The following is a 26100-nucleotide window of genomic DNA, read 5'->3' on the forward strand; positions in this document are numbered from 1 at the left end:
ATGCACCGGACAGTATGACCACCGACGCCGCGCCTGTTTCCAATTTTCTGCGCACCATCATCGACAACGACCTGAAATCAGGCCGCTACCAGGATCGACAATGGGCGCCTCCGCCCAGCGCCGCCAGCGCGCGCCTTGCCGGCGCGATCGACCCCGCCCGCATCCGCACCCGCTTTCCGCCTGAACCCAATGGCTACCTGCACATCGGCCACGCCAAAAGCATTTGCCTGAATTTCGGGCTGGCGCGCGATTACCAGGGCATCTGCCATCTGCGCTTCGACGACACCAACCCCGAAAAAGAAGAAGACGAATACGTGCAGGCCATCATCGACATGGTCCGTTGGCTGGGCTTCGACTGGACGGCCGACGGCACGCCACACCAGTACTTCGCCAGCGACTATTTCGAAACCTTCTATCAATTCGCCGAGGCGCTGGTCCAGGCCGGACACGCCTATGTCGACGAACAATCCGCCGACCAGATGCGGGCCACCCGCGGCACCTTGACCGAACCGGGCACGGACTCCCCCTGGCGCGACCGTCCTGCGGCCGAATCCCTGAACCTGCTGCGCGACATGCGGGCCGGCAAGCACCCGGACGGCGCCATGGCCTTGCGGGCACGCATCGACATGGCCTCGCCCAATATCAATCTGCGCGACCCGGTGCTCTACCGCATCCGCCACGTCAGCCATCACCGCACGGGCGACGCCTGGTGCATCTATCCCATGTACGCCTGGGCGCATCCGGTCGAAGACGCCCTGGAAGGCATCACGCACAGCATCTGCACCCTGGAATTCGAGGATCAGCGCCCGTTCTACGACTGGATCCTGGAACGCCTGAGCGAACTGGGCCAGTTGGCTGCGCCGCTGCCGCACCAGTACGAATTCGCCCGCCTGAACCTCAGCTACGTCGTCACCAGCAAGCGCAAGCTGCGTCAGCTGGTCGTCGAAGGCCACGTCCAGGGCTGGGACGATCCGCGCCTGCCGACCCTGGCGGGCCTGCGCCGCCGCGGCTATTCACCCGGCGCCATCCGCCTGTTCTGCGACCGCATCGGCGTCTCGAAGGCCGACTCCCGCATCGACTACAGCGTGCTGGAACAGGCCTTGCGCGACGATCTGGACCCGATTGCGGCGCGTGCCGTGGCGGTACTGGACCCGGTCAAGCTCGTCATCACGAACTTCCCGGCTGACCATACCGAGCCCTGTTCCGCGCCGGTGAACCCCCACGAACCCGACGGCGCGCGGCGCGAATTCCCGCTGACTCGCGAACTGTGGATCGAACGCGACGACTTCCGCGAAGATCCGCCCAAAAAATATTTCCGCCTGTTCCCCGGCAATCTGGTGCGTTTGAAATACGGTTATGTGGTGCGCTGCACCGGCTGCGTCAAAAACGATCAGGGCGACGTCGTCGAAGTCCATTGCGAATATCTGCCCGACACGCGCAGCGGCACCCCGGGCGCCGATGCGATCAAGGTCAAGGGCGCCATCACCTGGGTCAGCGCCAAGCACGCCATCGCGGCGGAAATCCGCTTGTACGACCGGCTGTTCCGCGAGGCCCACCCCGACCGTGGCGACCAGGATTTCCTGCAGGCCATCAATCCGGATTCCTGCCGCGTCGTGCAGGCCTGGCTGGAACCCGGCACCCGCGCCGAACCCGGCGCCGGCTGGCAATTCGAACGACTGGGCTATTTCATCGCAGACCGCGAAGCATCCACTGTCGACCGTCCGGTGATCAACCGCACCGTGACCCTGCGCGACACCTGGGTCTGACGCGTCATGGGCTCCCGATCCGACATCCTGGACTTCAAAAGCGCAACGCTCTATACGCTGCGCACCGTCCTGTATACGTCCGACACGCCTGCGCTGCTGCAGGCGCTGGACGAGCGCATGCGCGACGCGGGCGCATTCTACGAAAACGAACCCGTCATTCTCGACGCCCAGGGCCTGGATCAGGCCCCCGACTGGAAGGCCCTGGCAGCCGCCATGCGCAAATACCATCTGCATCCCATCGGGGTGCAGGCCGACCCGGCGCTGCAGGCCTCCGCCCTGAAGGCCGGGCTGGCGCCGCTGGACGCATCCGCCAACCGGCCCGCCGGCGGGACAGGCCCGCAGGATGCGCCACACGACATGCCCGCCGCGCCAGCGGCAGCCGCCGATGCCGCGCCAATCCCCCAGGACCCCGCACCTGCAGCACCTGCCAGCCAGACCCTGGTCATCCGCCATCCCTTGCGCTCGGGCCAGCGGATCTACGCCAAGGGCGGCGATCTGATCGTCATGGCCCAAGTCAGCCCAGGGGCCGAAGTCATCGCTGATGGCCATATCCATGTCTATGGACCCTTGCGTGGCAAGGCCATGGCCGGGGCTCAGGGGCGCACCGACGCCATGATCCTGACCACCCAGCTGGACCCGGAATTGCTGGCCATCGCCGGGGTCTACCGGGTCGTCGAAACCCAATTGCCCAAAACCCTGCATAATCAAGCCGCCCGGATCACACTGGACGGCGACACGCTGCGGATCCAGGCCTTATAGAAATCGTCAGATGCGGATACGTTCGGCGACGACCATCCCGATATCCATCCGCGTTTTGCTTTACGATGTCATGAATTTTGAAAACAGGGGAATACCGACACCATGGCGCGCATCGTTGTAGTCACTTCCGGCAAGGGTGGCGTGGGCAAGACCACCACCAGCGCTAGCTTTTCGGCCGGGCTGGCCATGCGCGGCCACAAGACCGTGGTCATCGACTTCGACGTCGGCCTGCGCAACCTGGACCTGATCATGGGCTGCGAACGCCGGGTCGTGTATGACTTCGTCAACGTCATCCAGGGTGAAGCCTCGCTCAACCAGGCGCTGATCCGCGACAAGCAGCTGGACAATCTGTACATCCTGCCCGCGTCCCAGACCCGCGACAAAGACGCCCTGACCCGCGAAGGCGTGGAAAAGGTCCTGAACGACCTGCATGCCATGGACTTTGAATACATCGTCTGCGATTCGCCCGCCGGCATCGAAACCGGCGCCATCATGGCCTCGTATTTCGCCGACGACGCCCTGATCGTCACCAACCCGGAAGTCTCTTCGGTCCGCGACTCGGACCGCATCCTGGGGATTTTGTCGGCCAAGTCCCGCCGCGCAGAAAAAGGCGAAGACCCGGTCAAGGAACACCTGCTGCTCACCCGTTACAACGCCAAGCGCGTGGCCGACGGTGAAATGCTGTCGCTGGGCGACATCGAAGACATCCTGCGCATCCGCCTGATCGGCGTGATCCCCGAATCCGAAATCGTCCTGCAAGCCTCCAACGAAGGCATCCCCGCCATCCACAAGGGCGAATCCGACGTGGCCCTGGCTTACCAGGATGTGGTCGCCCGCTATCTGGGCGAAGAAAAGCCGCTGCGTTTTGTAGACTACGAAAAACCGGGCCTGCTCAAACGGCTTTTCGGGAGTAAATAAGCATGGCGTTCCTGGACTTTCTACGCGGACAAAAGAAGAATTCGGCCAACATCGCCAAAGACCGCCTGCAGCTGATTCTGATCAACGAACGCAGCAGCGGCCGCAGCCCGGACTTCCTGCAGCAGATGCAGCAGGAACTGATCGCGGTGATCTCGAAATACGTCAAAATCAATCCGGACGACATCAAGGTCAATCTGGACCGCCAGGATTCCCTGGAAGTCCTGGAAGTCAAAATCGAGATGCCGCAGGCGCAAAAACGCAGGGGACTGAACGAACCTAAGCATCAATTCCGGGACGGGGCGCAAAGGCCGCTAAACCATTCCCGGCCCGCTCCTGCCCCGGCGCAAGCGCCGGCTCACAACCAGGTCAGCGTCGCCCAGACCACCAGCGGAATGATCCCCACGGACAGCACATTGCCCAGCAACACCACGCTGGCGACCGTCCGCGGCTCGATCCGATACTGTTCGCACAGCAGATAATTCAGGACGGCCGGGGGCAGCATCACCGACAAGGCCACCAGACGCGACCATTCCGGCGTCAAGGGCAGCACCCACAGCACAATCGGCAGCGTCAACAGGCCAGCCAGCAGATACAGGCCATTGATGCGCAGAGCCAGGCCCAGCTGCTCGATGCGATCCTGGGACAGACGCACGCCCAACCCGAACAGCATCAAGGGAATGGCGATTTGCCCTGTCAGGTCGATCGACGTCGTGACAAAGCCGGGGATCCAGTCCCGGTGCGGAGCCAGCAGCACCCCCAGGACCGCCGCCCAGACATTCGGATTGCGCAGCCACAGCCAGCGGTCGCCGCCGCGCGACAGCATGAACAAGCCCAGAGAAAAATGCAGCAGGTTCGACAAGACGAACAGCACGACAATGTCGCCCAGCAGATCCTTGCCATAGGCCAGCATCATCAGGGGAATGCCGATATTGCCGGTATTGCGGAACATGCCCGGCACCAGGAAAGCGGGACGCGACACACCGGGACAACGCACGCAGGCCAGCAGCAACCCCGGCACGACAATGATCAATATGCCTGCCGCCACCAGAGGCCAACCCTGCGCCAGGTCGACGGGATTGGCCAGCAAGGCCGAAAACACCAGCGCCGGACAAAACACCATGACGTTGGCATGATTGATGAAGCCCATGTCCGGCGCACGCCCCTGACGCCGCCCGAAGGCATAGCCCAGGGCCGCGACGGCGAAAACCGGCAGGACGATGTTCAGCAAGGTCAACAGCATGTCGGGATCACGGACAAGACAAAGCGGCCAGTGTACTGCGGCAGGCGATCTGCTCTGCGCAGAAACGGCAGGGGCCGCACAGCGTGCGGCCCCTGCCTAGCGATGGCGGCTAAGCCGCATCGATCGCTGACGATCAATAGCCCAGCGCGAAATCCTCGGCCGGCATATCCAGCAACACCGCGGGTCCTGCCTTCATGGCTTCTGCATGCGCCAGGGTGCGCGGCAGGATGCGGGTGAAGTAGAAGCGCGCCGTATGCAGCTTGGCTTGGTAGAAGGCTTTGTCGCCTTCGCCGGATTTCAGCTTTTCAGCGGCGACCCGCGCCATGTCGGCCCAGAAATACGCCAGGGTCACGTAGCCGGAATACATCAGATAATCGACCGATGCCGCGCCCACCGCTTCGCGGTTGGTCATGGCCGACATGCCGATCTTCATAGTCAGGCTGCCCCATTCCTTGTTCAGCTCGGCCAGCGGCTTCACGAATTCGGAAATCGCCCGGTTGCCGCTTTGCGCCTTGCAGAACTTATGCACGACCTTGGTGAAGGCGCGCAGGGTCTCGCCCTGGGTCATCAGCACCTTGCGGCCCAGCAGGTCCAGCGCCTGCACGCCGGTGGTGCCCTCGTACAGCATGGAAATGCGGCTGTCGCGCACATTCTGTTCCATACCGTGTTCGGAGATATAGCCGTGGCCGCCGAACACCTGCACGCCCAGATTGGCGGCCTCAAAGCCGGTTTCCGTCATGAAGGCCTTGGCGATCGGCGTCAGGAAACTGAGCAGCTTGTCCGCCAGTTCGCGCTGTTCGGCATCCTGGCTGTAATGGGCGATATCCACCTGCTGCGCAGCGTAATACAGCAGCGCGCGGTTGCCTTCGGCAAACGCCTTGATGGTCAGCAGCATACGGCGCACGTCAGGGTGCACGATGATGGGGTCCGCCGGCTGATCGGGGAACTTCGGGCCGCTCAGCGCGCGCATCTGCAGACGGTCGTGCGCATATCGGTTGGCGCCCTGAAAAGCGATTTCAGCGTGCGCCAGACCCTGGATGGCCGTCCCCAGACGCGCCGTGTTCATAAAGGTGAACATGCAGTTCAGGCCCTTGTTGGCCGCACCGATCAGATAGCCGGTGGCCTCGTCGAAATTCATGACGCAAGTGGCGTTGCCGTGGATACCCATCTTGTGCTCGATGGACCCGCAGCTGACGGCGTTACGCGCACCCAGACCGCCCTGCCCATCCGGCAGGAACTTGGGCACGATGAACAGGGAAATGCCCTTGGTGCCCGCAGGCGCGTCCGGCAGGCGGGCCAGCACGATGTGCACGATGTTCTCCGCCATGTCGTGTTCACCGGCGGAAATGAAGATCTTGGTCCCGCTGATCCGGTAGCTGCCATCGGCCTGGGGTTCGGCTTTGGTACGCAGCATGCCCAGATCGGTCCCACAGTGGGGTTCGGTCAGGCACATGGTGCCGGTCCATTGCCCGGACACCAGGGGCTCCAGATAGGTCTTTTGCTGTTCCTGGGTGCCATGCGCCTGCAAAGTGTTCATGGCGCCATGCGACAAGCCCGGGTACATGCCCCAGGCCCAATTGGCTTCGCCCATCAGTTCACTGATGGCCATGCCCAGCGATTCCGGCAGCCCCTGGCCGCCATGAGCAGGGTCATGCGACAGGGCCGGCCAGCCGCCTTCCACGTACTGCGTATAGGCTTCCTTGAAGCCCTTGGGCGTGGCGACGCCTTCGGGCGACCATGTGCAGCCTTCGCGGTCGCCGACCTGATTCAGCGGCGCCAGGACTTCCTGACAGAATTTCGCGCCCTCTTCCAGGATGGCGTTCACCATGTCCGGCGTCGCATCTTCGCAACCCGGCAGGGACTGATAGTGGTCAGGATAATTCAGGACCTCATCGCGCACGAAACGGATTTCGCGCAGGGGGGCTTTATAGTCAGGCATCTCCAGGTCTCCGGGTGGATGGCTGTCCGGCCGGCGAAACGCCGAGGCCTTGGGCAACCAAGTCAATTATTAATTCAAACGATCGTTTGAATTTAAGTCGAGATTGAGGGGAAAGTCAAGGTCTATCCTACCGGACCATCACAACAAAAAGGCCCCTGACGGGGCCTTTTGAGCAAGCTGAGGGAATTTCCCCCAGATGGGATCTTGCCATCCGGAAGATCAGCGGTTCTTACCCACCTGATCCCCGATCACGCCGCCGATGGCTGCGCCACCGACAGTTCCCAGAATACCGCCCCCTGTGATCACGGCCCCCGCCACACCGCCCAGGCCGGCGCCGGTCACGGCGGATTTCTGACGATGGCTCATGTTGTCCCAGGATGAGCAGCCTGCCATGGCAGTCGCCAACACCAGCACTGCACTGAATTTCCCAAGGGCGCTAATAGACATAGGAGGTTCTCCTTCTGTGAATACCTTGATTGCTTTATAACCCGCTCCCAGGCCGGAAACTGTGAGCCGAGGCTACAGTTGTTTCGGCCCAGGCCGCCTGGAAGGGCCGGGAACGCCTTATTTCACCAAGGCCAGCACATCGCGAAAGGCCGGATGATCCGGCGTTTCCAGCCATTCGTAGATAGCCATTTCTGCTGTGATGGTTTCCAGGCCGTACCGACGCCAGCGCTCGCAGGCCGCTGCCTGGTCGGCCGGGCGCCGGGACCCGATGCCATCCGTCACCAAGACCGGCTCATAGCCTGCCTGCGCCAAGCCGAGCCCGGTTTGTAACACGCAGATGTGCGCTTCCGTGCCTGTCAACAACACTCTGCGGCGGCCCCCCGGCCAATCCTGCAGAAATGCCGCCTCGCGGCAGGCATTGAAATGCGTCTTGGCGATGGTCCGATCGACATGCAGCGTCAGATCGGCATGGGTCGGGCCGATCTTCTGCGGCCAGTGTTCCGTAGCCCAGACCGGCACCGACAACAGGCGGGCCGCCTGAGCCAAGCGGGCGACCCGGCTGCGCAGCGCCTCGACGTCCTGAATGGCGGGCAGCAGTTTTTCCTGCATGTCCACGATCAGCAGCAAGCTGGTGTCGGCGGTCATCAAGGCCCGATTCACATCGATGTATTTCATGATGCGCTCCTGTGCACCAGAGCTGCCCGGCTGCTTGCAGCCGGGCAGCTCTTTTATTTCAAAGCCTTATAGCGGATTCTATGCGGCCGGGCCGCTTCCTCGCCCAGGCGCTGGCGCTTGTCGGCCTCGTATTCCTGATAGTTGCCGTCAAAGAACACGGCCTTGGAATCGCCCTCGAAGGCCAGAATGTGCGTGGCGATCCGATCCAGGAACCAGCGGTCATGGCTAATGACCAGCACGCAACCGGCGAATTCCAGCAAGGCGTCTTCCAGGGCCCGCAGGGTTTCCACGTCCAGATCGTTGGACGGCTCGTCCAGCAGCAGCACATTGCCCCCGGCGATCAAGGTCTTGGCCAGATGCAAGCGGCCGCGTTCACCGCCCGACAGCTTGCCGACCTGCTTGCCCTGATCCGCACCCTTGAAGTTGAAACGGCCCAGATAGGCGCGCGACGGCATTTCAAAGCGCCCCACGGTCAGCAGATCGGCGCCGTCCGCGATCGTATCGAACACGGTTTTATCGTCGGGCAGAGAGTCCCGCGACTGATCCACATAGGCCAGCTTGACCGTCTGGCCCAGGATGACCTGGCCGGAGTCCGGGGTCTCCTGGCCTGCAATCATGCGAAACAGCGTGGATTTCCCGGCGCCGTTGGGGCCGATGATGCCCACGATGGCGCCCGCCGGGACCTTGAAGCTGAGGTCGTCGATCAGCACCCGTTCGCCAAAGGACTTGGACACATTGCTGAACTCGATGACCTCGTTGCCCAGACGTTCCGCTACAGGGATGAAAATTTCCTGCGTCTCGTTGCGCTTCTGGTATTCGTGCGAAGACAGTTCCTCGAAGCGTGCCAGACGGGCCTTGGCCTTGGCCTGGCGGCCCTTGGGATTCTGCCGCACCCATTCCAGTTCTTTCTTGATCGTGCGCTGGCGGGCGGATTCGGCGGATTCCTCGTGCTTCAGCCGGTCTTCTTTCTGTTCCAACCAGGAACTGTAATTGCCCTTCCAGGGAATGCCATGCCCGCGGTCCAATTCCAGGATCCATTCGGCGGCATTGTCCAGGAAATAGCGGTCGTGAGTCACGGCCACGACCGTGCCCGGGAACTGGCGCAGAAAGACTTCCAGCCATTCCACCGATTCGGCATCCAGGTGGTTGGTGGGCTCGTCCAGCAGCAGCATGTCGGGCTTGGAGAGCAGCAGGCGGCACAGGGCCACCCGACGCTTTTCCCCCCCGGACAGCTTGCCGACCACGGCATCCCAGGGCGGCAGGCGCAGGGCATCGGCTGCGATTTCCATCTGGGTTTCGATATCGTCGCTGCCGCTGGTGGCGGCTGCCGCGATCACGGACTCCAGTTCAGCCTGTTCGGCGGCCAGCGCGTCGAAATCGGCATCCGGTTCGGCGTAGGCGGCATAGACCTCGTCCAGCCGCTTGCGGGCTTCGAACACCTGCCCCAGGCCGGCTTCGACGGACTGGCGCACCGTGTGGTCAGGATCCAACTGCGGTTCCTGGGGCAGATAGCCGATGTGCAAGCCCGCCATGGGGACGGCTTCGCCCTCGATGTCCTTGTCCACCCCGGCCATGATCTTCAGCAAAGTGGATTTGCCGGAGCCGTTCAGGCCCAGCACGCCGATCTTGGCGCCGGGAAAGAAGGATAGGGAAATATCGCGCAGGATCTGGCGCTTGGGGGGCACGATCTTGCCCACCCGGTTCATGGAATACACATACTGTGCCATGGCGTCACCGTCAAAGCTCGGGCCGAGGAATTCAGCCGCACAAAGGATCGATTGTAGGCCGGGGAACGTACAATGCGAAAAGACCGACTTCCTGGATTCCCGGACCACCACCATGCTGACCTTCACCACCGCCGAGGCCGACTTGCTGGGCCGCACGGCCGACGCTTTGTGCGCCTATATGGGCAAACCCGTGATTGCCGAAATCATCACCGAACCCGACGAAGGCTTTGAATGGGCGCTGTTCGCCCTGCCGCTGGGCCCCAACGACGAGGCCGAAGATCTCCCGCATGTCCAGGCCGGCGGCCCTGGCGCGCGATTCCTGGGCAATGGCGGCGGGCTGGACCTGAGCGACGGCCAACCCGTTGACTGCGAACTCTTGTGGGCAATCCAGCTGTCCGATCTGGACGGCTGCCGCTTCATCAAGGTCGACGCCCAAGGCGAAGAAGCCGGCTGGTCGGATGAGCTGTCCGAGTTGCTGCCCTTTGAACTGTCGGAAGACCACCTGCCGGATGACGAGGACGACACCGCCGATATCGATGAACCCGATGCCGACGACGATATCGATCCCCCGGAGGCAGGGCGCACCCTGCACTGATCGCAGGATGTGATCAGATCGCCACGGAATGTTTGCTGCGGGCGGCGGATTCGCGCATCCGGTCGCGCACATACAGCACCGCCCCCGCCGGCCACATGGCGACCACCAGCAGCCGGGACAGCGGATGGGTCAGACGCCGCCCCTGCGGCCGGGCCACGCGGCGGGCGCGCAGATGCAGCGCGAAGCGCGTGTACCGTACCGCCGCCGCCAAAAAGGACGACGGCTGGTAGCGCAGCCAAGGCAGACAGCATTCCACCGTATCGTAGGACAGCAGCCACAAGCCCAGGGCATGACGGCTGCTGTCGGCGGACCGGCTACGGCGCGACAGGCCATCCTCGCTATCGTGATAGACCCGGAACACCTGATTGACGAAGCGCGTCAGGTAGCCTGCCCGGGCGATGGCCCGCCATACCAGGCTTTCGGGCACAAAGCCCGGAATGTCTTCCGGAAAAGGGAACTGGCGCAAGACATCGGTGCGCAGACAGCCGAATTTTTCGCCGCGCACATGGTAGCGGAACGTCATGTCCAGCGATGTGATGTCCATGACGTCCTGGGGATACATATCCCCCACGACCCGGCCATCGGGCCGGGCGCATAGCCCGGTGATGGCCACATACCGACCGCGCTGCGCCGGCGGCACCTGATCCCAGACCAGCGCCATCTGATACAGCGCATTGGGGTCCAACTCATCATCGCTGTCGATCGCCACCAGCCATTCACCCCGCGCCTGGCGCACGCCATGATTGAAGGCTGTTTTCTTATGTTGATTGGTTTGCCAGATGTAACGGATGGGGAAACTGGCTTCCTGTTGCCACCCTCGCACCAGCGCGCGGGTATCGTCGGTAGACCCGTCATCCACCACCACCCATTCAAAATCCTGGAACGACTGTTCCTGCAGCGAACGATAGACGCGTTCCAGCGTATGCGCCCGATTGAATGTGGGGGTAACAACGGAAAACAAATGACGCCAGCAAGCCATGCCGGTGGACTCCTCTTGTTTTCTCGGCCCCATGATAGCGGCAAAAAAAAACCACGGACGATGGTGTCCGTGGTTTCCCCGATGCCGAATTGTATGTAAACAATACGGCGGGTCTGGCGCAAGTTAGACGCGCTTGACCTTTTCCAGCATCTTGAAGACGCCTTTGGGGGCGCGCACGAAAAGACGCTTGAACGCTTTGCCAAGGCAACGGCGTTCGAGCGTGTTGCGGCGCGTGCGTTTGATTTCAGCCATGAGAATCTCCTGGGTGTAAGGCGGGCTTGGTATGCAAAACACGCCATTTTAGCAAAGATCCCTATTGACCACCCCAATCCCGTCTGGCGGACGGCTCAGTCTGGTAACACATGCATCTGCGGCGGTTGCCAAGACCCGGCGAAAGACGCCCGCCATCACGGGGTCGCCGATACCCCGGCAGCGCACCCGGCCACCGCCACCATCCGGCTGACGCGCGGATTATGATGGCGCCATGAACGCACCCATCCGCATTTTCGGCGCCCGCCAGAACAATCTGAAGAACCTGGACGTCACGATCCGCACCGGCGAACTGCTGGTGGTGACCGGCGTGTCCGGCTCGGGCAAGTCATCACTGGCCTTCGACACGCTGTACGCCGAAGGCCAGCGCCGCTACGTCGAGACCTTCTCGCCCTATGCGCGCCAGTTCTTGGACCGCATGGACAAGCCCCAGGTGGACCGCATCGAAGGCATCCTGCCCGCCATCGCGATCGATCAGGTGAACCCGGTGCGCAATTCGCGCAGCACCGTGGGCACGATGACGGAACTGAACGACCACCTGAAGCTGCTCTACGCACGCGCCGGCCACCTGCATTGCGCCGGCTGCGCGCGACCGGTGGTGCGCGACAACCCGTCCAGCATCCGCCGGCAGCTGGACGCTCTGTGCGCCGCCGCCGACCCCCGGCTGGTCGTCACCTTTCCCATTACGGTGCCGGGCAATTTCACCGAGGACGAAGTCCGCGGCTTTCTGGAGCAACAAGGTTACACGCGCGTCCACGAACCTGCTGCCGGCACGCCCGGATCAACTGCCGACCGCCTGGCGGACAACCCGGTTTCCGCCAGCGGCAAGCCCCCCAAAGCATCCCGCCCGGCCAAGCGCAAAGCCGATAGCCCATCCCGCCGTCTGCACGTCATCCAGGACCGCTTCCGCCTGGGCAACGCCGAAGCCGCCCGGATCGACGAGGCCCTGGAAACCGCACTGCATCAGGGCAACGGCCGGCTGACGGTATACGCCCTGTTCGATGATCACGAAGAGGCCTGGCGCTTCAGCGCCGGCCTGCACTGCGCACAGTGCGACATCGAATACAGCACGCCCCTGCCCAGCACCTTCTCGTTCAATTCGCCGCTGGGCGCCTGCGAGGCCTGCAAGGGCTTTGGCCGCGTGATGGGCATCGACTACGGCCTGGTGGTTCCCGACGAGACCCGTAGCCTGCGCGACGGCGCGGTCAAGCCCTGGCAAACCGCCAGCTACAAGGAATGCCAGCAGGAAATGGAGCACTACGCCGCCAAGATCGGCATCCGCCTGGATACCCCTTGGCGCGACCTGACGGCAGCGGAAAAAACCTGGGTGATCCACGGCGCCCCGGATTGGAAGGGCGGCCCCTCGGCCTGGAAGCACCAGTGGTACGGCGCCCAACGGTTTTTCGACTGGCTGGAAACCAAGGCTTACCGCATGCACGTGCGCGTGCTGCTGTCTAAATACCGCAGCTACACGCCCTGCCCGGTCTGCCTGGGCGCCCGGCTGAAGGCCGATGCCACTTTGTGGCGGCTGGGCCGCAGCACGGAAGAGATTCCGGGCTACCCGCGATTCCAACCTGCCCATGCCCGCTGGACCGCCACACAGCTGGCGGGTCTGCCCGGCCTGGGCCTGCATGACCTGATGCGTCTGCCCATCGAACGCGTGCGCGACTGGTTCGAGCATATCGAACTGGGCCAGGCGCTGGACGAAGCCCTGAACGAACTGCTGGACGAGGTCCGCACCCGCCTGCGCTTTCTGTGCGACGTGGGCCTGGGCTATCTGTCGCTGGATCGCCAGAGCCGCACCCTGTCGGGCGGCGAAGTCCAGCGCATCAATCTGACCACCGCCCTGGGCACATCCCTGGTCAATACCTTGTTCGTGCTGGACGAACCCTCCATCGGCCTGCATCCGCGCGACATCCATCGCATCGTTCAGGTCATGCAGCGACTGCGCAACCACGGCAACACGCTGGTCGTGGTGGAACACGACCCGCAGGTCATGGTGGCGGCCGACCGCATCCTGGACATCGGCCCCGGCCCCGGCGAACGCGGCGGGCATATCGTCTTCGACGGCACCCCTGCCGAACTGGCGGCGGCCGATACGCTGACAGGCCGTTATTTCGGCGGTCGCGAGCGTATTGAATCCCCTCGCCCCATGCCGGTGGCGGACAAGACGCCGCGCCTGCTGTTGCAGGGCGTGCGAGCCAACAATCTGAAAAACATCGATTTTTCCCTGCCGCTGGGGCGGCTGACCTGCCTGACCGGCGTCTCGGGGTCCGGCAAATCCACCCTGGTGCAGGACGTCTTGCACCCCGCCCTGCTCAAACGTCTGGGCCGACCGACCGAAGCCCCCGGCGAATACGACGCCCTGCTGGGGGCCGAGCAGATCGCCGACGTGGTGCTGGTCGATCAGACCCCCATCGGCAAAACGGCCCGCTCCAATCCGGCCAGCTACGTCGGCGCTTTTGACGCCATCCGCAAGCTGTTCGCGGCGACCGAACTGGCCCAGGAACGCGGCTATACCGCCGGCACCTTCAGCTTCAACACCGGCGATGGCCGCTGCCCCGGCTGCGGGGGTACCGGATTCGAACACGTCGAAATGCAGTTTCTGTCGGACGTGTACCTGCGCTGCCCGGACTGCAACGGCAAGCGTTTTCGCCCGCAGATCCTGGAAGCGCGCATCGAACACCTGGGCCGCACGGCATCCATCGACGAAGTCCTGGACATGACGGTCAGCGAAGCCCTGACGTTCTTCAAAGGCCTGCGCGACGTGCAATGGGGCCTGGCGCCGTTGGCCGACGTGGGACTGGAATACGTGCGCCTGGGCCAACCGGTGCCCACCTTGTCGGGCGGCGAGGCCCAGCGCCTGAAGCTGGCCGGCCATCTGGCGGCAGCGGCCAAATCCCGCGCGCCGCAGGGCATGCTGAAAGGCAGCCTGCTGCTGTTCGACGAACCCACCACCGGCCTGCACTACGACGACATCGCCCGGCTGATGCGGGCTTTTCGCAAATTGCTGGCCGCCGGGCATTCGCTGCTGATCATCGAACACAATCTGGACGTGATCCGCGCCGCCGACTGGATCGTCGACCTGGGGCCGGAAGGCGGCGACCAGGGCGGCTGCATCATCGCGCAGGGCACGCCCGACCAGCTGATGCGGCACCCCTCGTCCCATACCGGCCAGGCGCTGGCCGACTACGCCCGCCAGCTCGACAATCCCGCCCTGATGCTGCGAGAGCCCGCACGACAGCCTTCTGCGGCATCCGCCAGCGCCGATATCCATATCGTCAACGCCCGCGAACACAATCTGAAAGGCATCGACGTCCATATCCCGCGCAATGCCTTCACCGTCGTGACCGGCGTATCAGGGTCCGGTAAATCCACTTTGGCCTTCGATATCCTGTTCAACGAAGGCCAGCGCCGCTACCTGGAATCCCTGAACGCCTACGCCCGCGCCATCGTGCAGCCAGCCGGCAAGCCCGATGTGGACGCCATCTACGGCATTCCCCCGACCGTGGCGATCGAACAGCGCACCAGCCGGGGCGGGCGCAAATCCACCGTCGCCACCATGACGGAAATCCACCATTTCCTGCGCCTGCTGTACGTGCGTCTGGGCACGCAGATGTGCCCGGACTGCCAGGTGCCGGTAGCGCCCCAGACGCCGGAACAGATCGTCGCCCAACTGCTGCGCGATCATACGGGTGACCATATCGGCCTGTTGGCCCCGCTGGTCGTGGCCCGCAAGGGCTATTACACGGATCTGGCCAAATGGGCTGCCTCGCACGGGCACACCCATCTGCGCGTGGACGGGGAATTCATCCCGGTCGCCCCCTGGCCGCGCCTGGACCGCTACCAGGAACACACCATCGAACTGCCGGTGCGCGACCTGATCGTGGATGCCCGCGACGAAGCCGGCCTGCGCGATGCCGTACGCGCGGCGCTGGCGCTGGGCCACGGCAGTTTCCGCGTCCTGACGGGATTGACGGCGGCCGGCCCCGCGACGATCGAGGCTCGCCGCGCCGCCGGGCTGGCCCCTCATCCGCAGCGGCTCACCTTTTCCATCAAGCGGGCCTGCCCGAACTGCGGCACCAGCTTTCCCGAACCCGACCCGCGCCTGTTCTCCTACAACTCGCGCCATGGCTGGTGTCCCGGTTGCTTCGGCACGGGCCAATCCCTGGCGGGCTTCACGGAAGAACAGACGGGTGAAGAATCCGTCTGGCTGGACAGCGGCCCGGACGACGCCCTGCAGACCTGCCCGCAGTGCCACGGTCAGCGGCTCAACCGCGTGGCCCTGGCCTTTCGCTGGCATGAACGATCCATCGCCGAACTGGCTGCCCTGCCCGTCAGCGATGCGCAACGCTTCTTCCTGGGGCTGGGCACCCAGGGGCGCGAGGCCGAGATCGCCCGCGACATCCTGACGGAAATCCGCGGTCGTCTGAACTTCATGATGGACGTGGGACTGGGCTACCTGGCCCTGGACCGGGCGGCGCCCACGCTGTCGGGCGGCGAGGCCCAACGCATCCGGCTGGCGGCCCAACTGGGTTCGAACCTGCAAGGCGTGTGCTATGTGCTGGATGAACCCACGATCGGCCTGCACCCGCGCGACAACCGCATCCTGCTGGACGCCCTGGGCCGGCTGGAAGGCAACGGCAACACCCTGGTCGTCGTCGAGCACGACGAAGACACCATTCGCCGCGCCGAACACGTGATCGACATCGGACCGGGCGCCGGCACGCGCGGCGGCATGGTGGTCGCCCAAGGCACGGTGGCCGACATCGCCAAGAATCCTGCATCCCTGACTGGCCGCTATCTGCGCGAACCGCTGATTCACCCCATGCACGGACGCCGCGCTGTTGACGGGCAGACACCGTCCATCGACATCATCGACGCCAGCCTGCACAACCTGCGCCAGGCACGCGCACGCGTGCCGCTGGGCCGGTTGACGGTTGTCACCGGCGTGTCGGGTTCGGGCAAATCCACCCTGGCCCGCGAAGTGCTGCTGGACAATCTTGGCCGTCGGGTCAACAGCCGCCTGTCCGTTCCCTGGCAAGGCTGCCGCGACATTCGCGGCTGGGAAGCCATCGACCGGGTGCTGGAAGTCGACCAGACACCGATCGGCAAGACGCCCCGCTCTTGCCCGGCCACCTATGTCGGCTTCTGGGATGACATCCGCAAACTGTATGCCAGCACGCGCGAATCGCGCCTGCGCGGCTGGACGGGTTCACGCTTTTCCTTCAATACCGGCGATGGCCGCTGCCCCGAATGCGAAGGCCAAGGCATGCGCACCATCGAAATGAGCTTTCTGCCGGATGTGAAAGTGCCCTGCGACGCCTGCCACGGAGCCCGCTTCAACCAGGAAACCCTGGGCGTGCAATGGAACGGCCGCAGCGCCGGCAACGTGCTGCGCATGGAAGTCGATGACGCCATCGGCCATTTCTCCGCCCACCGCAAGATTGCCCGCGCCCTGCAGCTGATGCAGGACGTCGGCCTGGGCTACCTGACCCTGGGCCAGCCGTCCCCCACGCTGTCGGGCGGCGAGGCCCAGCGCATCAAGCTGGTCACGGAACTGACCAAGGCCCATCTGGATGAAGGCGTGCTGCGCACCGGCAGGGCGTCCCGCGCCCCCCACACACTGTATGTGCTGGACGAGCCGACCGTGGGTCTGTCGACGGCGGATGTGGAAAAACTGCTGGGCGTGCTGCATCGCCTGGTCGAAGCCGGTCATACGGTGGTGGTCATCGAACACAATCTGGACGTGATGGCCGAAGCCGACTGGATCATCGACCTGGGTCCCGAAGGCGGCGACCAGGGCGGTCAGGTCGTGGCCCAAGGCAGCCCCGAACAGCTGTGCGCGACCGCCACCCATACCGGACGCATCCTGGCGGAATTTCTGCAGCGGTCCCCGGCATCGGCATGAACGCCACATCCGACTGCCTGTTTGAAAACCGCCTGACCGGCTGGTCCCTGCGGCTGGATGATCCCGTCGGGCGGATTGCCGTGCACCGACGGTCGGACCTGCCCGCCGCCTGGGACGCCATCGAGACCGCCCGCCAAGCCGGTCACTGGGTAGCCTTGCTGCTGGATTACGAGCTGGGCGCCTGGCTGGACGATAGTCTTGCCCCACACGATCCGCCCCCCGACGCGCTGCCCCGCTTGACCGCGCTGGTGTACGCCCGGGCGCGGGAGCACGGCTGCCAAGATCCGGCGCAAGATCCGCCGACCGCCGCCCCAGACGCCTGCACGCGGCCCGCCGCGCCTTCGGATGCCGCCATGCCAGGCCTGTCCATGCACAGCAGCCGATCCAAAGCCGATCATGCCCAGGCGATCGCCGCCATCCGCGAAGGCATCGGACGCGGCGACTACTATCAGGTGAACTACACCATCCCGCTGCAGCTGGAGTGGCCGGCCGACCTGTCACCCGCGCAGGTCTACCAGGATCTGATCGCCCGCCACCCCGTTTCCCAGGCAGCCTGCCTGCGCGACGGCGATCGCTGGGTGCTGTCGCTGTCCCCCGAACTCTTTGTCGCCCGCCGGGGCAGCCGCCTGCTGACCCGCCCGATGAAAGGCACGGCTCCCCGCGACCCGGACCCCGTTCGTGATCGGCAGGCCGCCGAAGCGCTCTTGACCAGCAGCAAAAACCGCGCGGAAAACCTGATGATCGTCGACCTGCTGCGCAACGATCTGGGCCGCATCGCCACGCCGGGCAGCGTGCGCGTGCCGTCGCTGTTTCACCTGGAGGGCTACCCTTCCGTCTGGACGCTGACTTCCTCGGTGCAGGCCGAAGCCCCTGATGTTCCCCTGCCCCAGGTCCTGCAGGCCCTGTTTCCCTGCGGTTCGATCACGGGCGCCCCCAAGATCGCCGCCATGCAGGCCATCCAGGCGCTGGAACACAGGCGTCGAGGCATCTACTGCGGCAGCGTCGGCTGGCTGGCGCCCAACGGCGATTTTTCCCTGAACGTCGCCATCCGGACCATTGAGATGCGCGACGGCCAGGCTCAGTTCGGCGTCGGCGGTGGTATCGTCTTTGACTCCCAGGCCGATGAGGAATGGCAGGAATGCCTCTGGAAGGCCAGAATCCTGAACCGCTGGACCCTGCATGACGCCCACGCCCCCTGCCCTGATTGAGACCATGCGGCTGGCACACGGCCGGATCGCCCTATGGCCCGGCCATCAGGCCCGGCTGCAAGCCTCTGCCGCCGCGCTGGGCTACCCGCTGGACCCGGTTGCGTTGAACGCACAGGTATCCGCCGCCATCCGCGCAAGCGCCACGGCGGCGCTGGCCCAGGATGGACGCCCCAGCGAACCCAGTCCCGTCTGGCGCATCCGGCTGCTGCTGGCTGCCGATGGCGCGCTATCCCTGGAAACGACGCCGCTGCCCGACACGCCGACGCCGGTCCGGCTGGCGCTGGCCCAAGAGCGACTGGATGAAGCGCCGTCAGCCACCGACGCCAGCATCTGGCGCCGGCACAAGACGACCCGCCGCCCCTGGTTCAGCGCCGCCCAGGACTGGCTGCTGGCCCATCCGGACTACTTCGATCTGGTGTTTGGCGATGCAGCCGGCGCGCTCTGCGAAGGCAGCCGATGCAATCTCTATGTCCGCGACGCCCAAGGCTGCTGGCTGACGCCGCCGGCTGACGGCACGATCCTGCCCGGCGTCCAGCGCCAATGGCTGCTGGACCAAAGCCTGGTCCGCGAAGCGGCGCTCAGCCTGGTCGATCTGCGCCACGCGCCGGCCCTGCGGGTCTCGAACGCCTTGCGCGGCTGGCTGGATGCGCAACTGGATGCCGCATGACACTGGGCAGAAACACAGGCTGGTTGCATGCACAGCTTTACCCGCCCCCCCATGATCCTTTAGAATCGGACGGTTGCCCCGCAAGGGTGGGCAGCGTTTGTCAATCCCCAGGCGTTCACTGGTCTTAGCCGGGCCGCACGCCGAAGAACGAATCCAGATACCCATGCCGCCGCCCCATTCCGCCTGCGCACAATCCCATTCGTCTCCTTCCCCGGTGACACGCATCTTGAAACTGGCCTTGTGCGCTGGCGCGGTGGCTCTGGCCGGGTGCGCCACCCAGCCCCGCCAAACGGCGGACGCTACGTCCAACCACCTGCTGCGCGACAACTATCTGCTCAGCACCCAATCCGACCCGCTGGGCGCTTGGTTGGATACCAAAGACAATCTGGCCATCGACTATCCGCAGTCCGGCGCGTCTTCCAGTCCACGTCCCAAGACCATGGCGACGACGGCCCTGAAGTTTCTGGGGGTCAAATACCGATACGGCGGGGATGCGCCTGGCGAAGGCTTCGATTGCAGCGGCTTGGTCGCCTATGCGGCTGAAAAATCCCTGGGGCTGAAACTGCCGCGCACCGCCAGCAGCCAAGCCCAGGAAGGCATCTCGATCGACCGCGGCGAACTACGCCGGGGCGATCTGGTGTTCTTCAATACCCTGGGCCGCCGGTTTTCACACGTCGGCATCTACCTGGGCAACCATCAATTCGTGCATGCTCCGCGCACCGGCGCCGCCATCCGCGTCGAAAGCATGGACATCGCCTACTGGCGCAAACGCTACAACGGTGCGCGCCGCCTGCAAACCCAGCCCGAAACCGCTCGGCGCTAACTAACCTCAGTTCAAACGCATCCGGGCCGCAGAAACGGCCTCGGGGTTTGCTCGCAAAGGGCACGCCTTACAGTACCCGCACTGATCCAATGCCTGCTGCATGCTGCACACCGACCGACGGCAGGTCATCACCCGCACGCCCGCACGCTGGGCGGCCGCCCGAAACGTCTTCATGACGTTATGCCCCAGAAAATCCGTCAACAAGATCACCAGATCCGTGCCTGAAGGCAAGGTCGGCGCCTTTTTCTGATGAGACGGATCCCGGCCGCTGATATGGTGCCGGATCGCGATATTGTGGTCTCGCAGCAGATCGGGAATATTGCCCAGCCGATCTGCGCCGACAACCAAGGCACTGACTTGAGATTGCACCATGAGAACGGCTCCTGAAAGGAAACAGGAAAGCCTCTGCTTTCCATCAATGAATACAAATAATAATCATTCCTATTTATCAACGCAATCCCCAAGTGTAATTAAATTTTGGGGACGCCATCAGGCTTGCCGTGATGTTCAGCCTTTGGTCAGAGAGTGTTCAGATGAACGTTATGTGTCAGGGCGCACAATTCCACACAGAACAAACATCAGGAGACTTTTCCATGCATATGCTATTTCGGCATGGCCTGCCCTGCACCGCCATCGCACTGGCCCTGGGCCTGGCCAGCGGCGTCAGCCAGGCGGCGGACAATCAGATTCTGCTGGGCGCATCCGTCCAGCTGACCGGCCCGGTCGCCAATACCGGGCGGTATTACAACGACGCCTACCAGCTGGCCGTCGATCAGATCAACCGCAAGGGCGGCGTGACCCTCAATGGGAAAAAATATACCCTGGCCCTGAAAATCTACGACAACCAGTCCGACGTCAATCTGAGCGTGCGCCAATACACGCAGCTGGTGTCCCAAGACAAGGTCAATTTCCTGCTGGGGCCCTTCGCCAGCAACTTCGCCCTGGCGGATTCGGCGGTCTCGGAAAAATACCAGATCCCCATGGTTCAAGGCGGCGGAGCATCCGACCAGATTTTTTCCAGAGGCTTCAAATACGTCTTCGGCACGCTGGCGCCCGCCAGCGACTATTTCGGCAGCACGATCAAGATGTTCAAGCAGCTGAAGCCAGAGCCTGCCAAGGTCGCCCTGCTGTACGCGGACGATTCCTTTGATGTGTCGGTCGCCAAAGGCACCCGGCCGCTGCTGCAAGAGGCTGGGGTCCAGACCATATTGGATGAACGCTACAGTTCCAACGCCAGCGACTTCAACACACTGCTCTCGCAGATCAAGTCCAAACAGGCCGATGCCGTCCTGGTCGCCGGGCATGAAACCGAAATCCTGAACTTCATCCGCCAGGCGAAAAGCCTGGATGTGTCACCGAAGTTCTATTCCTTCACCGTCGGCGTGCCCAGCGAAGACTTCCGCAAGGCTCTGGGCAAGGATGCCGAATACGCCTTTGGCATGACGGCCTGGCTGCCCAGCGAAACCCTGAAGGACGACTGGTTCGGCGATGCAGCCCAGTTCGCCAAAGCCTGGGGCGCCCAGTACCGCTACGAACCCGACTACCATGCAGCATCGGGCGTGGCCGACGTCGAAGCGCTGGTCAAGGCCATCGAAAAAGCCGGCACCCTGGAACCCAAAGCCGTGCGCAATGCCCTGGCCGCCAGCGACTTCAACAGCCTGTACGGACATATCAAATTCGCCGACAACGGTCAGATTCATCTGGACCAGACGGTGATCCAGGTGCAGAACGGCAAGCCGGCGGCCGTCTTTGACGGCGACAAATTCCTGGCCCAACCCCAGTACCCCATGCCCGACTGGTCGAAGCGCTAATCCCCGGCAATCTTCGGAGCACCCGCCTTGGATCTTCTGCTGCAAGTCCTTGTCAACGGCATCCTGCAGGGCGGGCTATACGCCATCGTGGCGCTCGGCCTGGCTCTGGTCTGGGGGGTGCTCAATATCGTCAATCTGTCCCACGGCGCCTTCATCATGCTGGGCGCCTACCTGTCCTGGTACAGCTTTCACTGGCTGCACCTGGACCCCTTTCTGGGCTTGCCGCTGACGGCGGCGGTCATGTTCGTCCTGGGTTACGCCATCCAACGCGGCATCCTGAACCTGATCGTGCGCTCGCCCATGTTCAACACGCTGCTGATCACCTTCGGGATGGAAGTCGTCCTGACCTACCTGGCCCAGCTGGTGTTTTCCGCTGATTTCCGGGCCATCAACCCCGCCTATTCCGGCCAGAACATCACTTTGTTCAACGTCACCATCCCGCTGGTGCGCCTGGCAGCCTGCATCATGGCCATCGCCCTGACGCTGATCATGTGGTATTTTTTGCTGCGCACCCGCCTGGGGCGGGCAATCCGCGCCACGGCCCAGAACCTATCGGCCGCCCGGCTCTATGGCGTGGAACCGCGCCACCTGTATGCCGTGACCTTCGGCCTGGGCCTGGCCCTGGCGGGCGCGGCGGGCGGGCTCTACGGCACCGTCTCGCAGATCAATCCCTACATCGGCGCCACCCTGACGGCCAAATCCTTCGCCATCGCCATCATCGGCGGGCTGGACACGCCTCTGGGCGTCATCGCCGGCGGCCTGATCCTGGGCCTGATCGAATCCCTGACCACGCTGTACATCGGCCCCACCTATGCGGACGTCGCCAGCTTTGGCGTGCTGGTCCTGGTCTTGATCGTACGGCCCACCGGCCTGCTCGGGAGAACGGCATGAAATCCCTGCGTCTCCTGCTGATTCCGGCGGCGCTGATCGCGCTGGCCCTGCTGCCCTGGTATGGCTCCGACACCATGATCCAGTTCGGCATCAGCACGCTGCTGCTGGCCGTGCTGGCCCAAGGCTGGAACATCATCGGCGGCTATACCGGCTACCCCTCCTTCGGCAATTCCGTGTTCTACGGCCTGGGGGCCTACGGCGTGGGCATCGCCATGGTGCAATGGCAGCTGCCCTTTGCCGTCGGCATGGTCTTCGGCGTCGTGCTCGCAGCTGCATTCGCCCTGCTGCTGGGCATCCCGGTCTTGCGGCTCAAGGGCCACTATTTCGCCATCGCCACACTGGCGCTGGCGCAGATCATGGCCGCCATCGTGTCCAACGTGCCACTGGCCGGACAGAACATCGGCCTGGTGCTGCCGCCCTTGAACAACGACCGCATGTTCTACGAGCTGGCGCTGATCCTGCTGGTGGCTGCCACATTGACGGTCTGGTGGCTGACACGCAGCCGCTTCGGCTTCGGCCTGATCGCCATCCGTGAAAACGAAGAAGGCGCCGTGGTCATGGGCGTGGACACGACCCGCTACAAGGTGCTGGCCTTTACCCTGGCGGGCGTCTTCAGCGCCCTTGCCGGCGGCATCCAGGCCTACTGGATCACCTTCCTGGACCCCGGCAGCGCTTTCGACATCACCTTGAACGTCAAGATGATCATCATGGCGGTCTTCGGCGGCCCGGGCACGATCCTGGGGCCGATCGTCGGATCCTTCATCCTGTCGGCGATTTCCGAACTGCTGTCCAGCGAGGTCACCAGCATCGCAGGGCTGTTCTTCGGCATCGTCATCGTCGTCGCCGTGGTGCTGATGCCGCGCGGGCTAGCCGATGTGGTGCAACGCTTCCACCGCCTGGGTTGGCGCTATTTCATCGACAACATCCGGACCAACCGCATATGAGCCCGATTCTGGAAGCCCGACAGCTGACGCGCCGCTTCTCGGGGCTGGTAGCGGTCCATGACGTCAGTTTTTCTCTGTCGCCCGGCGAAATCCTGGGCTTCATCGGCCCCAACGGCGCGGGCAAGACCACCTTGATCAGCCTGCTGAGCGGCACCCTGAACCCCACGGAAGGCGAAGTCTGGTTCGACGGGCGGCGCATCGACCGCATGGCGGCCTTTCGCCGCGCGCGCCTGGGCATCGGGCGCACCTTTCAGATCATGCAGCCCTTCCCCGGCCTGTCGGTGCTGGACAATGTCGCCGTGGGCGCTCTGTTCGGTCGCGGCCAGGGGCAGGCGAAACTGGCCCGCGCCCGCGACAGCGCCCGCGAATGCCTGCAGTTCGTCGGCCTGGGCAAACACGTGGACCACCGCGCCGAAGACCTGGGCGGCCCTGACCGCAAGCGCCTGGAACTGGCCAAAGCCCTGGCCATGCAGCCGCGCGTGCTGCTCTGCGACGAGGTCATGGCCGGCCTGAATCTGGTGGAAATCGACGAAGTCATCGACATCATCCGCAAAGTCCGTGAAACCGGCATCAGCATCATCGTCATCGAACACGTGATCAAGGCCATCCGCAACCTGTCGGATCGCATCATGGTGCTGCATCACGGCGAAAAAATCGCCGACGGCGCACCGGACAGCGTCCTGAGCGACCCGCGCGTGGTGGAAGCCTACCTGGGGAAAAAACGTCTATGAATTCTGCTGCGCCGACAGAGACACCCCTGCTGCAGATCCGGAATCTGTCGGCAGGCTACGGACTGGTACAGGTTCTGCACGATGTCACCCTGGACGTGCGTGAGGCTGAATTTCTGGCGCTGGTCGGCAGCAACGGCGCAGGCAAGACGACCCTGCTGAGAGTGCTGTCGGGCCTGCTGCCCAGCCAGTCGGGCAGTATCACCTGGTCCGGCGCCGAGATCCAGGGCAACACCCCGGACCAGATCTTCCGGCAGGGTATCGTCCAGGTCCCCGAAGGCCGTCAATTGTTCCCCCGCATGTCGGTGCAGGACAATCTATTGATGGGCGCCTACCGGCGCACGGACACGAAAGCGGTCCGCCACGATCTGGATCAGGTCTACGCTCAATTTCCCCGCCTGGCGGAACGGCGCCGCCAACTGGCGGGCAGCATGTCGGGCGGCGAACAGCAGATGTGCGCCATGGCCCGCGCCCTGATGGCGCGCCCGCGCCTGCTGATGGTGGACGAAATGAGCCTGGGACTGGCGCCCATCGTCGTCGATCAACTGATGGACAATCTGGCGGCCATCCGCCAGCAAGGCGTCACCGTGCTGCTGGTGGAACAGGACATCCACCTGGCGCTGGCTGCAGCAGATCGCGCCTACGTGCTGGAAACCGGCCACATCGTGCAGGAAGGCCCGGCCCAGGCCCTGATCGAGGACCCCGAGCTGAAACGCGCCTACCTGGGCGTCTGATCAGGCGGCTTCACGCACTGCCGGCGCCGGCTGCGCCACGGCTTCGGATACCCGGTCCCGGGTCAATTCCGGCGCCAGCATCTCCATCAGCACGTACACGTAATCACGCAGGAAAACGCCGCGCTTGATGGCGACACTGGTGGTATGTTTGCCAAACAGATGCCCTGCCGGCAAGCCCACCAGACCCTTGTCGCGGCGGGGATCAAAGGCCACGCCGGCGATGATGCCGATGCCCAGGCCGATATCGGCATAGGTCTTGACGACATCCGCATCGATGGCTTCCAGCACGATGTCGGGGGTGATGCCCGCCTGCTCGAAGGCGGTATCAATGGCGCGGCGCCCGGAAAAGGCCCGGTCGTAGGTGACGATGGGGTATTGCGCCAGATGCTCCAGCGACAGATTGCGCGCCGCGCTGGATGTCAGGCTGGTCAGAGGGTGATCGGGCGGCACCACCAGCGTGTGTTCCCAGGAATACACCGGCAGCGCCACCAGGCCCGGCGTATCGGCCAGGGTTTCGGTGGCGATAGCCAGATCGGCCTGCTCATGCAGCACCAGGCGCGCCAGGTGTTCGGGATTGCCTTCGGCCAAGGACACGTGCACTTTCGGGAATCGCGCCCGGAACGCCGGAATCACGCGCGGCAGCAGATAGCGGGCCTGCGTATGGGTGCAGGCGATGACCAGTGCGCCTTCGTCACGCTGCGCGAATTCGTCACTGACCTTTTTCAGATTGTCGACTTCGCGCATGATGCGGTCGATGACGGCAGATACGGCCTGCCCCGGCTTGGTGAGGCCTTTCAGGCGCTTGCCGTGGCGCTCGAAAATCTTCACGCCCAACTCATCCTCGAACTCGATGATGGCCTTGGACACCCCCGGTTGCGAGGTATACAGCGCCTTGGCGGCCTCAGTCAGATTGAAGCCGCGCCGAATGGTTTCGCGGACAAAACGGAATTGCTGGAGGTTCATACGCCATGGCCCTATAAGAAAAGCCATTATATGGAATATGAAACGCTGTCTATATTATTTTTTGTTATTTGTTTAGCTGGCGGAACGTATTCTACAGCCCGCCGC

General features: G+C 63.8%; 22 protein-coding genes and 1 pseudogene. 14 read left to right on the forward strand and 9 right to left on the reverse strand.

The features are described 5' to 3' along the window. Nucleotides 1–14 precede the first annotated feature (14 nt). The 4 genes and pseudogenes from VDP79_RS02820 to minE form a co-directional block, all read left to right on the forward strand. Nucleotides 15–1766: a glutamine--tRNA ligase/YqeY domain fusion protein gene (locus tag VDP79_RS02820; protein ID WP_323016715.1), complete on the forward strand. Its 1752-nt coding sequence runs from the start codon at nucleotides 15–17 to the stop codon at nucleotides 1764–1766. Between the two features lie 6 nt (nucleotides 1767–1772). Next, nucleotides 1773–2525 carry a septum site-determining protein MinC gene (minC, locus tag VDP79_RS02825; RefSeq protein ID WP_323016716.1) on the forward strand — a complete coding sequence of 251 codons (753 nt, stop codon included), beginning with the start codon at nucleotides 1773–1775 and terminating at the stop codon, nucleotides 2523–2525. A gap of 102 nt (nucleotides 2526–2627) precedes the next feature. Then, the gene (gene minD / locus VDP79_RS02830) at nucleotides 2628–3443 is read left to right on the forward strand and encodes a septum site-determining protein MinD (RefSeq protein WP_323016717.1); all 816 of its coding nucleotides are present in this window, start codon (nucleotides 2628–2630) and stop codon (nucleotides 3441–3443) included. Between the two features lie 2 nt (nucleotides 3444–3445). Then, nucleotides 3446–3691, forward strand: a pseudogene (gene minE, locus VDP79_RS02835) (cell division topological specificity factor MinE); the annotation flags it as partial. Between the two features lie 107 nt (nucleotides 3692–3798). Here the strand turns inward: minE and VDP79_RS02840 are convergent. The 5 genes from VDP79_RS02840 to ettA form a co-directional block, all read right to left on the reverse strand. Beyond that, nucleotides 3799–4683 (reverse strand): AEC family transporter, encoded by an 885-nt coding sequence (locus VDP79_RS02840; protein WP_323016718.1) that lies wholly within the window; start codon nucleotides 4681–4683, stop codon nucleotides 3799–3801. Between the two features lie 133 nt (nucleotides 4684–4816). Next, nucleotides 4817–6622, reverse strand: a complete 1806-nt coding sequence (locus VDP79_RS02845) for an acyl-CoA dehydrogenase C-terminal domain-containing protein (RefSeq protein ID WP_323016719.1) — start codon at nucleotides 6620–6622, stop codon at nucleotides 4817–4819. Nucleotides 6623–6841: 219 nt separating this feature from the next. Continuing rightward, the gene (locus VDP79_RS02850; protein ID WP_323016720.1) at nucleotides 6842–7069 is read right to left on the reverse strand and encodes a glycine zipper 2TM domain-containing protein; all 228 of its coding nucleotides are present in this window, start codon (nucleotides 7067–7069) and stop codon (nucleotides 6842–6844) included. Between the two features lie 117 nt (nucleotides 7070–7186). Next, nucleotides 7187–7744, reverse strand: a complete 558-nt coding sequence (locus VDP79_RS02855; protein WP_323016721.1) for an isochorismatase family protein — start codon at nucleotides 7742–7744, stop codon at nucleotides 7187–7189. A 53-nt stretch (nucleotides 7745–7797) separates the two neighbouring features. Continuing rightward, entirely contained in the window at nucleotides 7798–9471 is a 1674-nt protein-coding gene (gene ettA / locus VDP79_RS02860; RefSeq protein ID WP_323016722.1) for an energy-dependent translational throttle protein EttA, read from the reverse strand. Nucleotides 9472–9583: 112 nt separating this feature from the next. Here ettA and VDP79_RS02865 point away from each other — a divergent pair, with 112 nt between their 5' ends. Continuing rightward, nucleotides 9584–10066, forward strand: a complete 483-nt coding sequence (locus VDP79_RS02865) for a hypothetical protein (RefSeq protein ID WP_323016723.1) — start codon at nucleotides 9584–9586, stop codon at nucleotides 10064–10066. Nucleotides 10067–10079: 13 nt separating this feature from the next. On the opposite strand, the gene VDP79_RS02870 is transcribed toward VDP79_RS02865, so the two are convergent. Beyond that, nucleotides 10080–11045, reverse strand: coding sequence for a glycosyltransferase family 2 protein (locus tag VDP79_RS02870; RefSeq protein ID WP_323016724.1), 966 nt, complete (start codon nucleotides 11043–11045; stop codon nucleotides 10080–10082). Nucleotides 11046–11168: 123 nt separating this feature from the next. Continuing rightward, nucleotides 11169–11297: a hypothetical protein gene (locus tag VDP79_RS02875; RefSeq protein WP_003803595.1), complete on the reverse strand. Its 129-nt coding sequence runs from the start codon at nucleotides 11295–11297 to the stop codon at nucleotides 11169–11171. 232 nt (nucleotides 11298–11529) lie between these two features. Between VDP79_RS02875 and uvrA the strand changes: the two genes are divergently transcribed. The 4 genes from uvrA to VDP79_RS02895 all read left to right on the forward strand — a co-directional run bounded on the left by uvrA (nucleotide 11530) and on the right by VDP79_RS02895 (nucleotide 19924). Beyond that, complete coding sequence (uvrA, locus tag VDP79_RS02880) at nucleotides 11530–17226, forward strand: excinuclease ABC subunit UvrA (RefSeq protein WP_323016725.1); 5697 nt, start codon at nucleotides 11530–11532, stop codon at nucleotides 17224–17226. Then, on the forward strand, nucleotides 17223–18434 hold the full coding sequence (locus VDP79_RS02885; RefSeq protein ID WP_323016726.1) for an aminodeoxychorismate synthase component I: 1212 nt from the start codon (nucleotides 17223–17225) through the stop codon (nucleotides 18432–18434). The genes uvrA and VDP79_RS02885 overlap by 4 nt, the downstream gene beginning before the upstream one ends. Next, on the forward strand, nucleotides 18406–19101 hold the full coding sequence (locus VDP79_RS02890) for an aminotransferase class IV (protein WP_323016727.1): 696 nt from the start codon (nucleotides 18406–18408) through the stop codon (nucleotides 19099–19101). Before VDP79_RS02885 ends, VDP79_RS02890 begins: the two co-directional genes overlap by 29 nt. 163 nt (nucleotides 19102–19264) lie before the next feature. Beyond that, nucleotides 19265–19924, forward strand: a complete 660-nt coding sequence (locus VDP79_RS02895) for a C40 family peptidase (protein WP_323016728.1) — start codon at nucleotides 19265–19267, stop codon at nucleotides 19922–19924. Nucleotides 19925–19930: 6 nt separating this feature from the next. Here the strand turns inward: VDP79_RS02895 and VDP79_RS02900 are convergent, their stop codons facing one another. After that, the gene (locus tag VDP79_RS02900) at nucleotides 19931–20296 is read right to left on the reverse strand and encodes a DUF2325 domain-containing protein (protein WP_416233034.1); all 366 of its coding nucleotides are present in this window, start codon (nucleotides 20294–20296) and stop codon (nucleotides 19931–19933) included. A 221-nt stretch (nucleotides 20297–20517) separates the two neighbouring features. On the opposite strand from VDP79_RS02900, the gene VDP79_RS02905 reads away from it, so the two are divergent. From VDP79_RS02905 to VDP79_RS02925, 5 genes are read left to right on the forward strand one after another with little or no spacing between them, the layout of a single operon-like run. Continuing rightward, nucleotides 20518–21735, forward strand: coding sequence for an amino acid ABC transporter substrate-binding protein (locus tag VDP79_RS02905; protein WP_323016729.1), 1218 nt, complete (start codon nucleotides 20518–20520; stop codon nucleotides 21733–21735). A 27-nt stretch (nucleotides 21736–21762) separates the two neighbouring features. Further along, nucleotides 21763–22626: a branched-chain amino acid ABC transporter permease gene (locus VDP79_RS02910; RefSeq protein WP_323016730.1), complete on the forward strand. Its 864-nt coding sequence runs from the start codon at nucleotides 21763–21765 to the stop codon at nucleotides 22624–22626. Next, on the forward strand, nucleotides 22623–23570 hold the full coding sequence (locus tag VDP79_RS02915; RefSeq protein ID WP_323016731.1) for a branched-chain amino acid ABC transporter permease: 948 nt from the start codon (nucleotides 22623–22625) through the stop codon (nucleotides 23568–23570). The genes VDP79_RS02910 and VDP79_RS02915 overlap by 4 nt, the downstream gene beginning before the upstream one ends. Further along, on the forward strand, nucleotides 23567–24301 hold the full coding sequence (locus VDP79_RS02920; RefSeq protein ID WP_323016732.1) for an ABC transporter ATP-binding protein: 735 nt from the start codon (nucleotides 23567–23569) through the stop codon (nucleotides 24299–24301). Before VDP79_RS02915 ends, VDP79_RS02920 begins: the two co-directional genes overlap by 4 nt. Then, complete coding sequence (locus VDP79_RS02925) at nucleotides 24298–25032, forward strand: ABC transporter ATP-binding protein (protein WP_323016733.1); 735 nt, start codon at nucleotides 24298–24300, stop codon at nucleotides 25030–25032. Before VDP79_RS02920 ends, VDP79_RS02925 begins: the two co-directional genes overlap by 4 nt. On the opposite strand, the gene VDP79_RS02930 is transcribed toward VDP79_RS02925, so the two are convergent. Further along, nucleotides 25033–25995, reverse strand: a complete 963-nt coding sequence (locus VDP79_RS02930; protein ID WP_323016734.1) for a CysB family HTH-type transcriptional regulator — start codon at nucleotides 25993–25995, stop codon at nucleotides 25033–25035. Between the last annotated feature and the right edge of the window lie 105 nt (nucleotides 25996–26100).

It is taken from the genome of Castellaniella sp. (assembly GCF_034675905.1).
Lineage (GTDB): Bacteria > Pseudomonadota > Gammaproteobacteria > Burkholderiales > Burkholderiaceae_B > Castellaniella.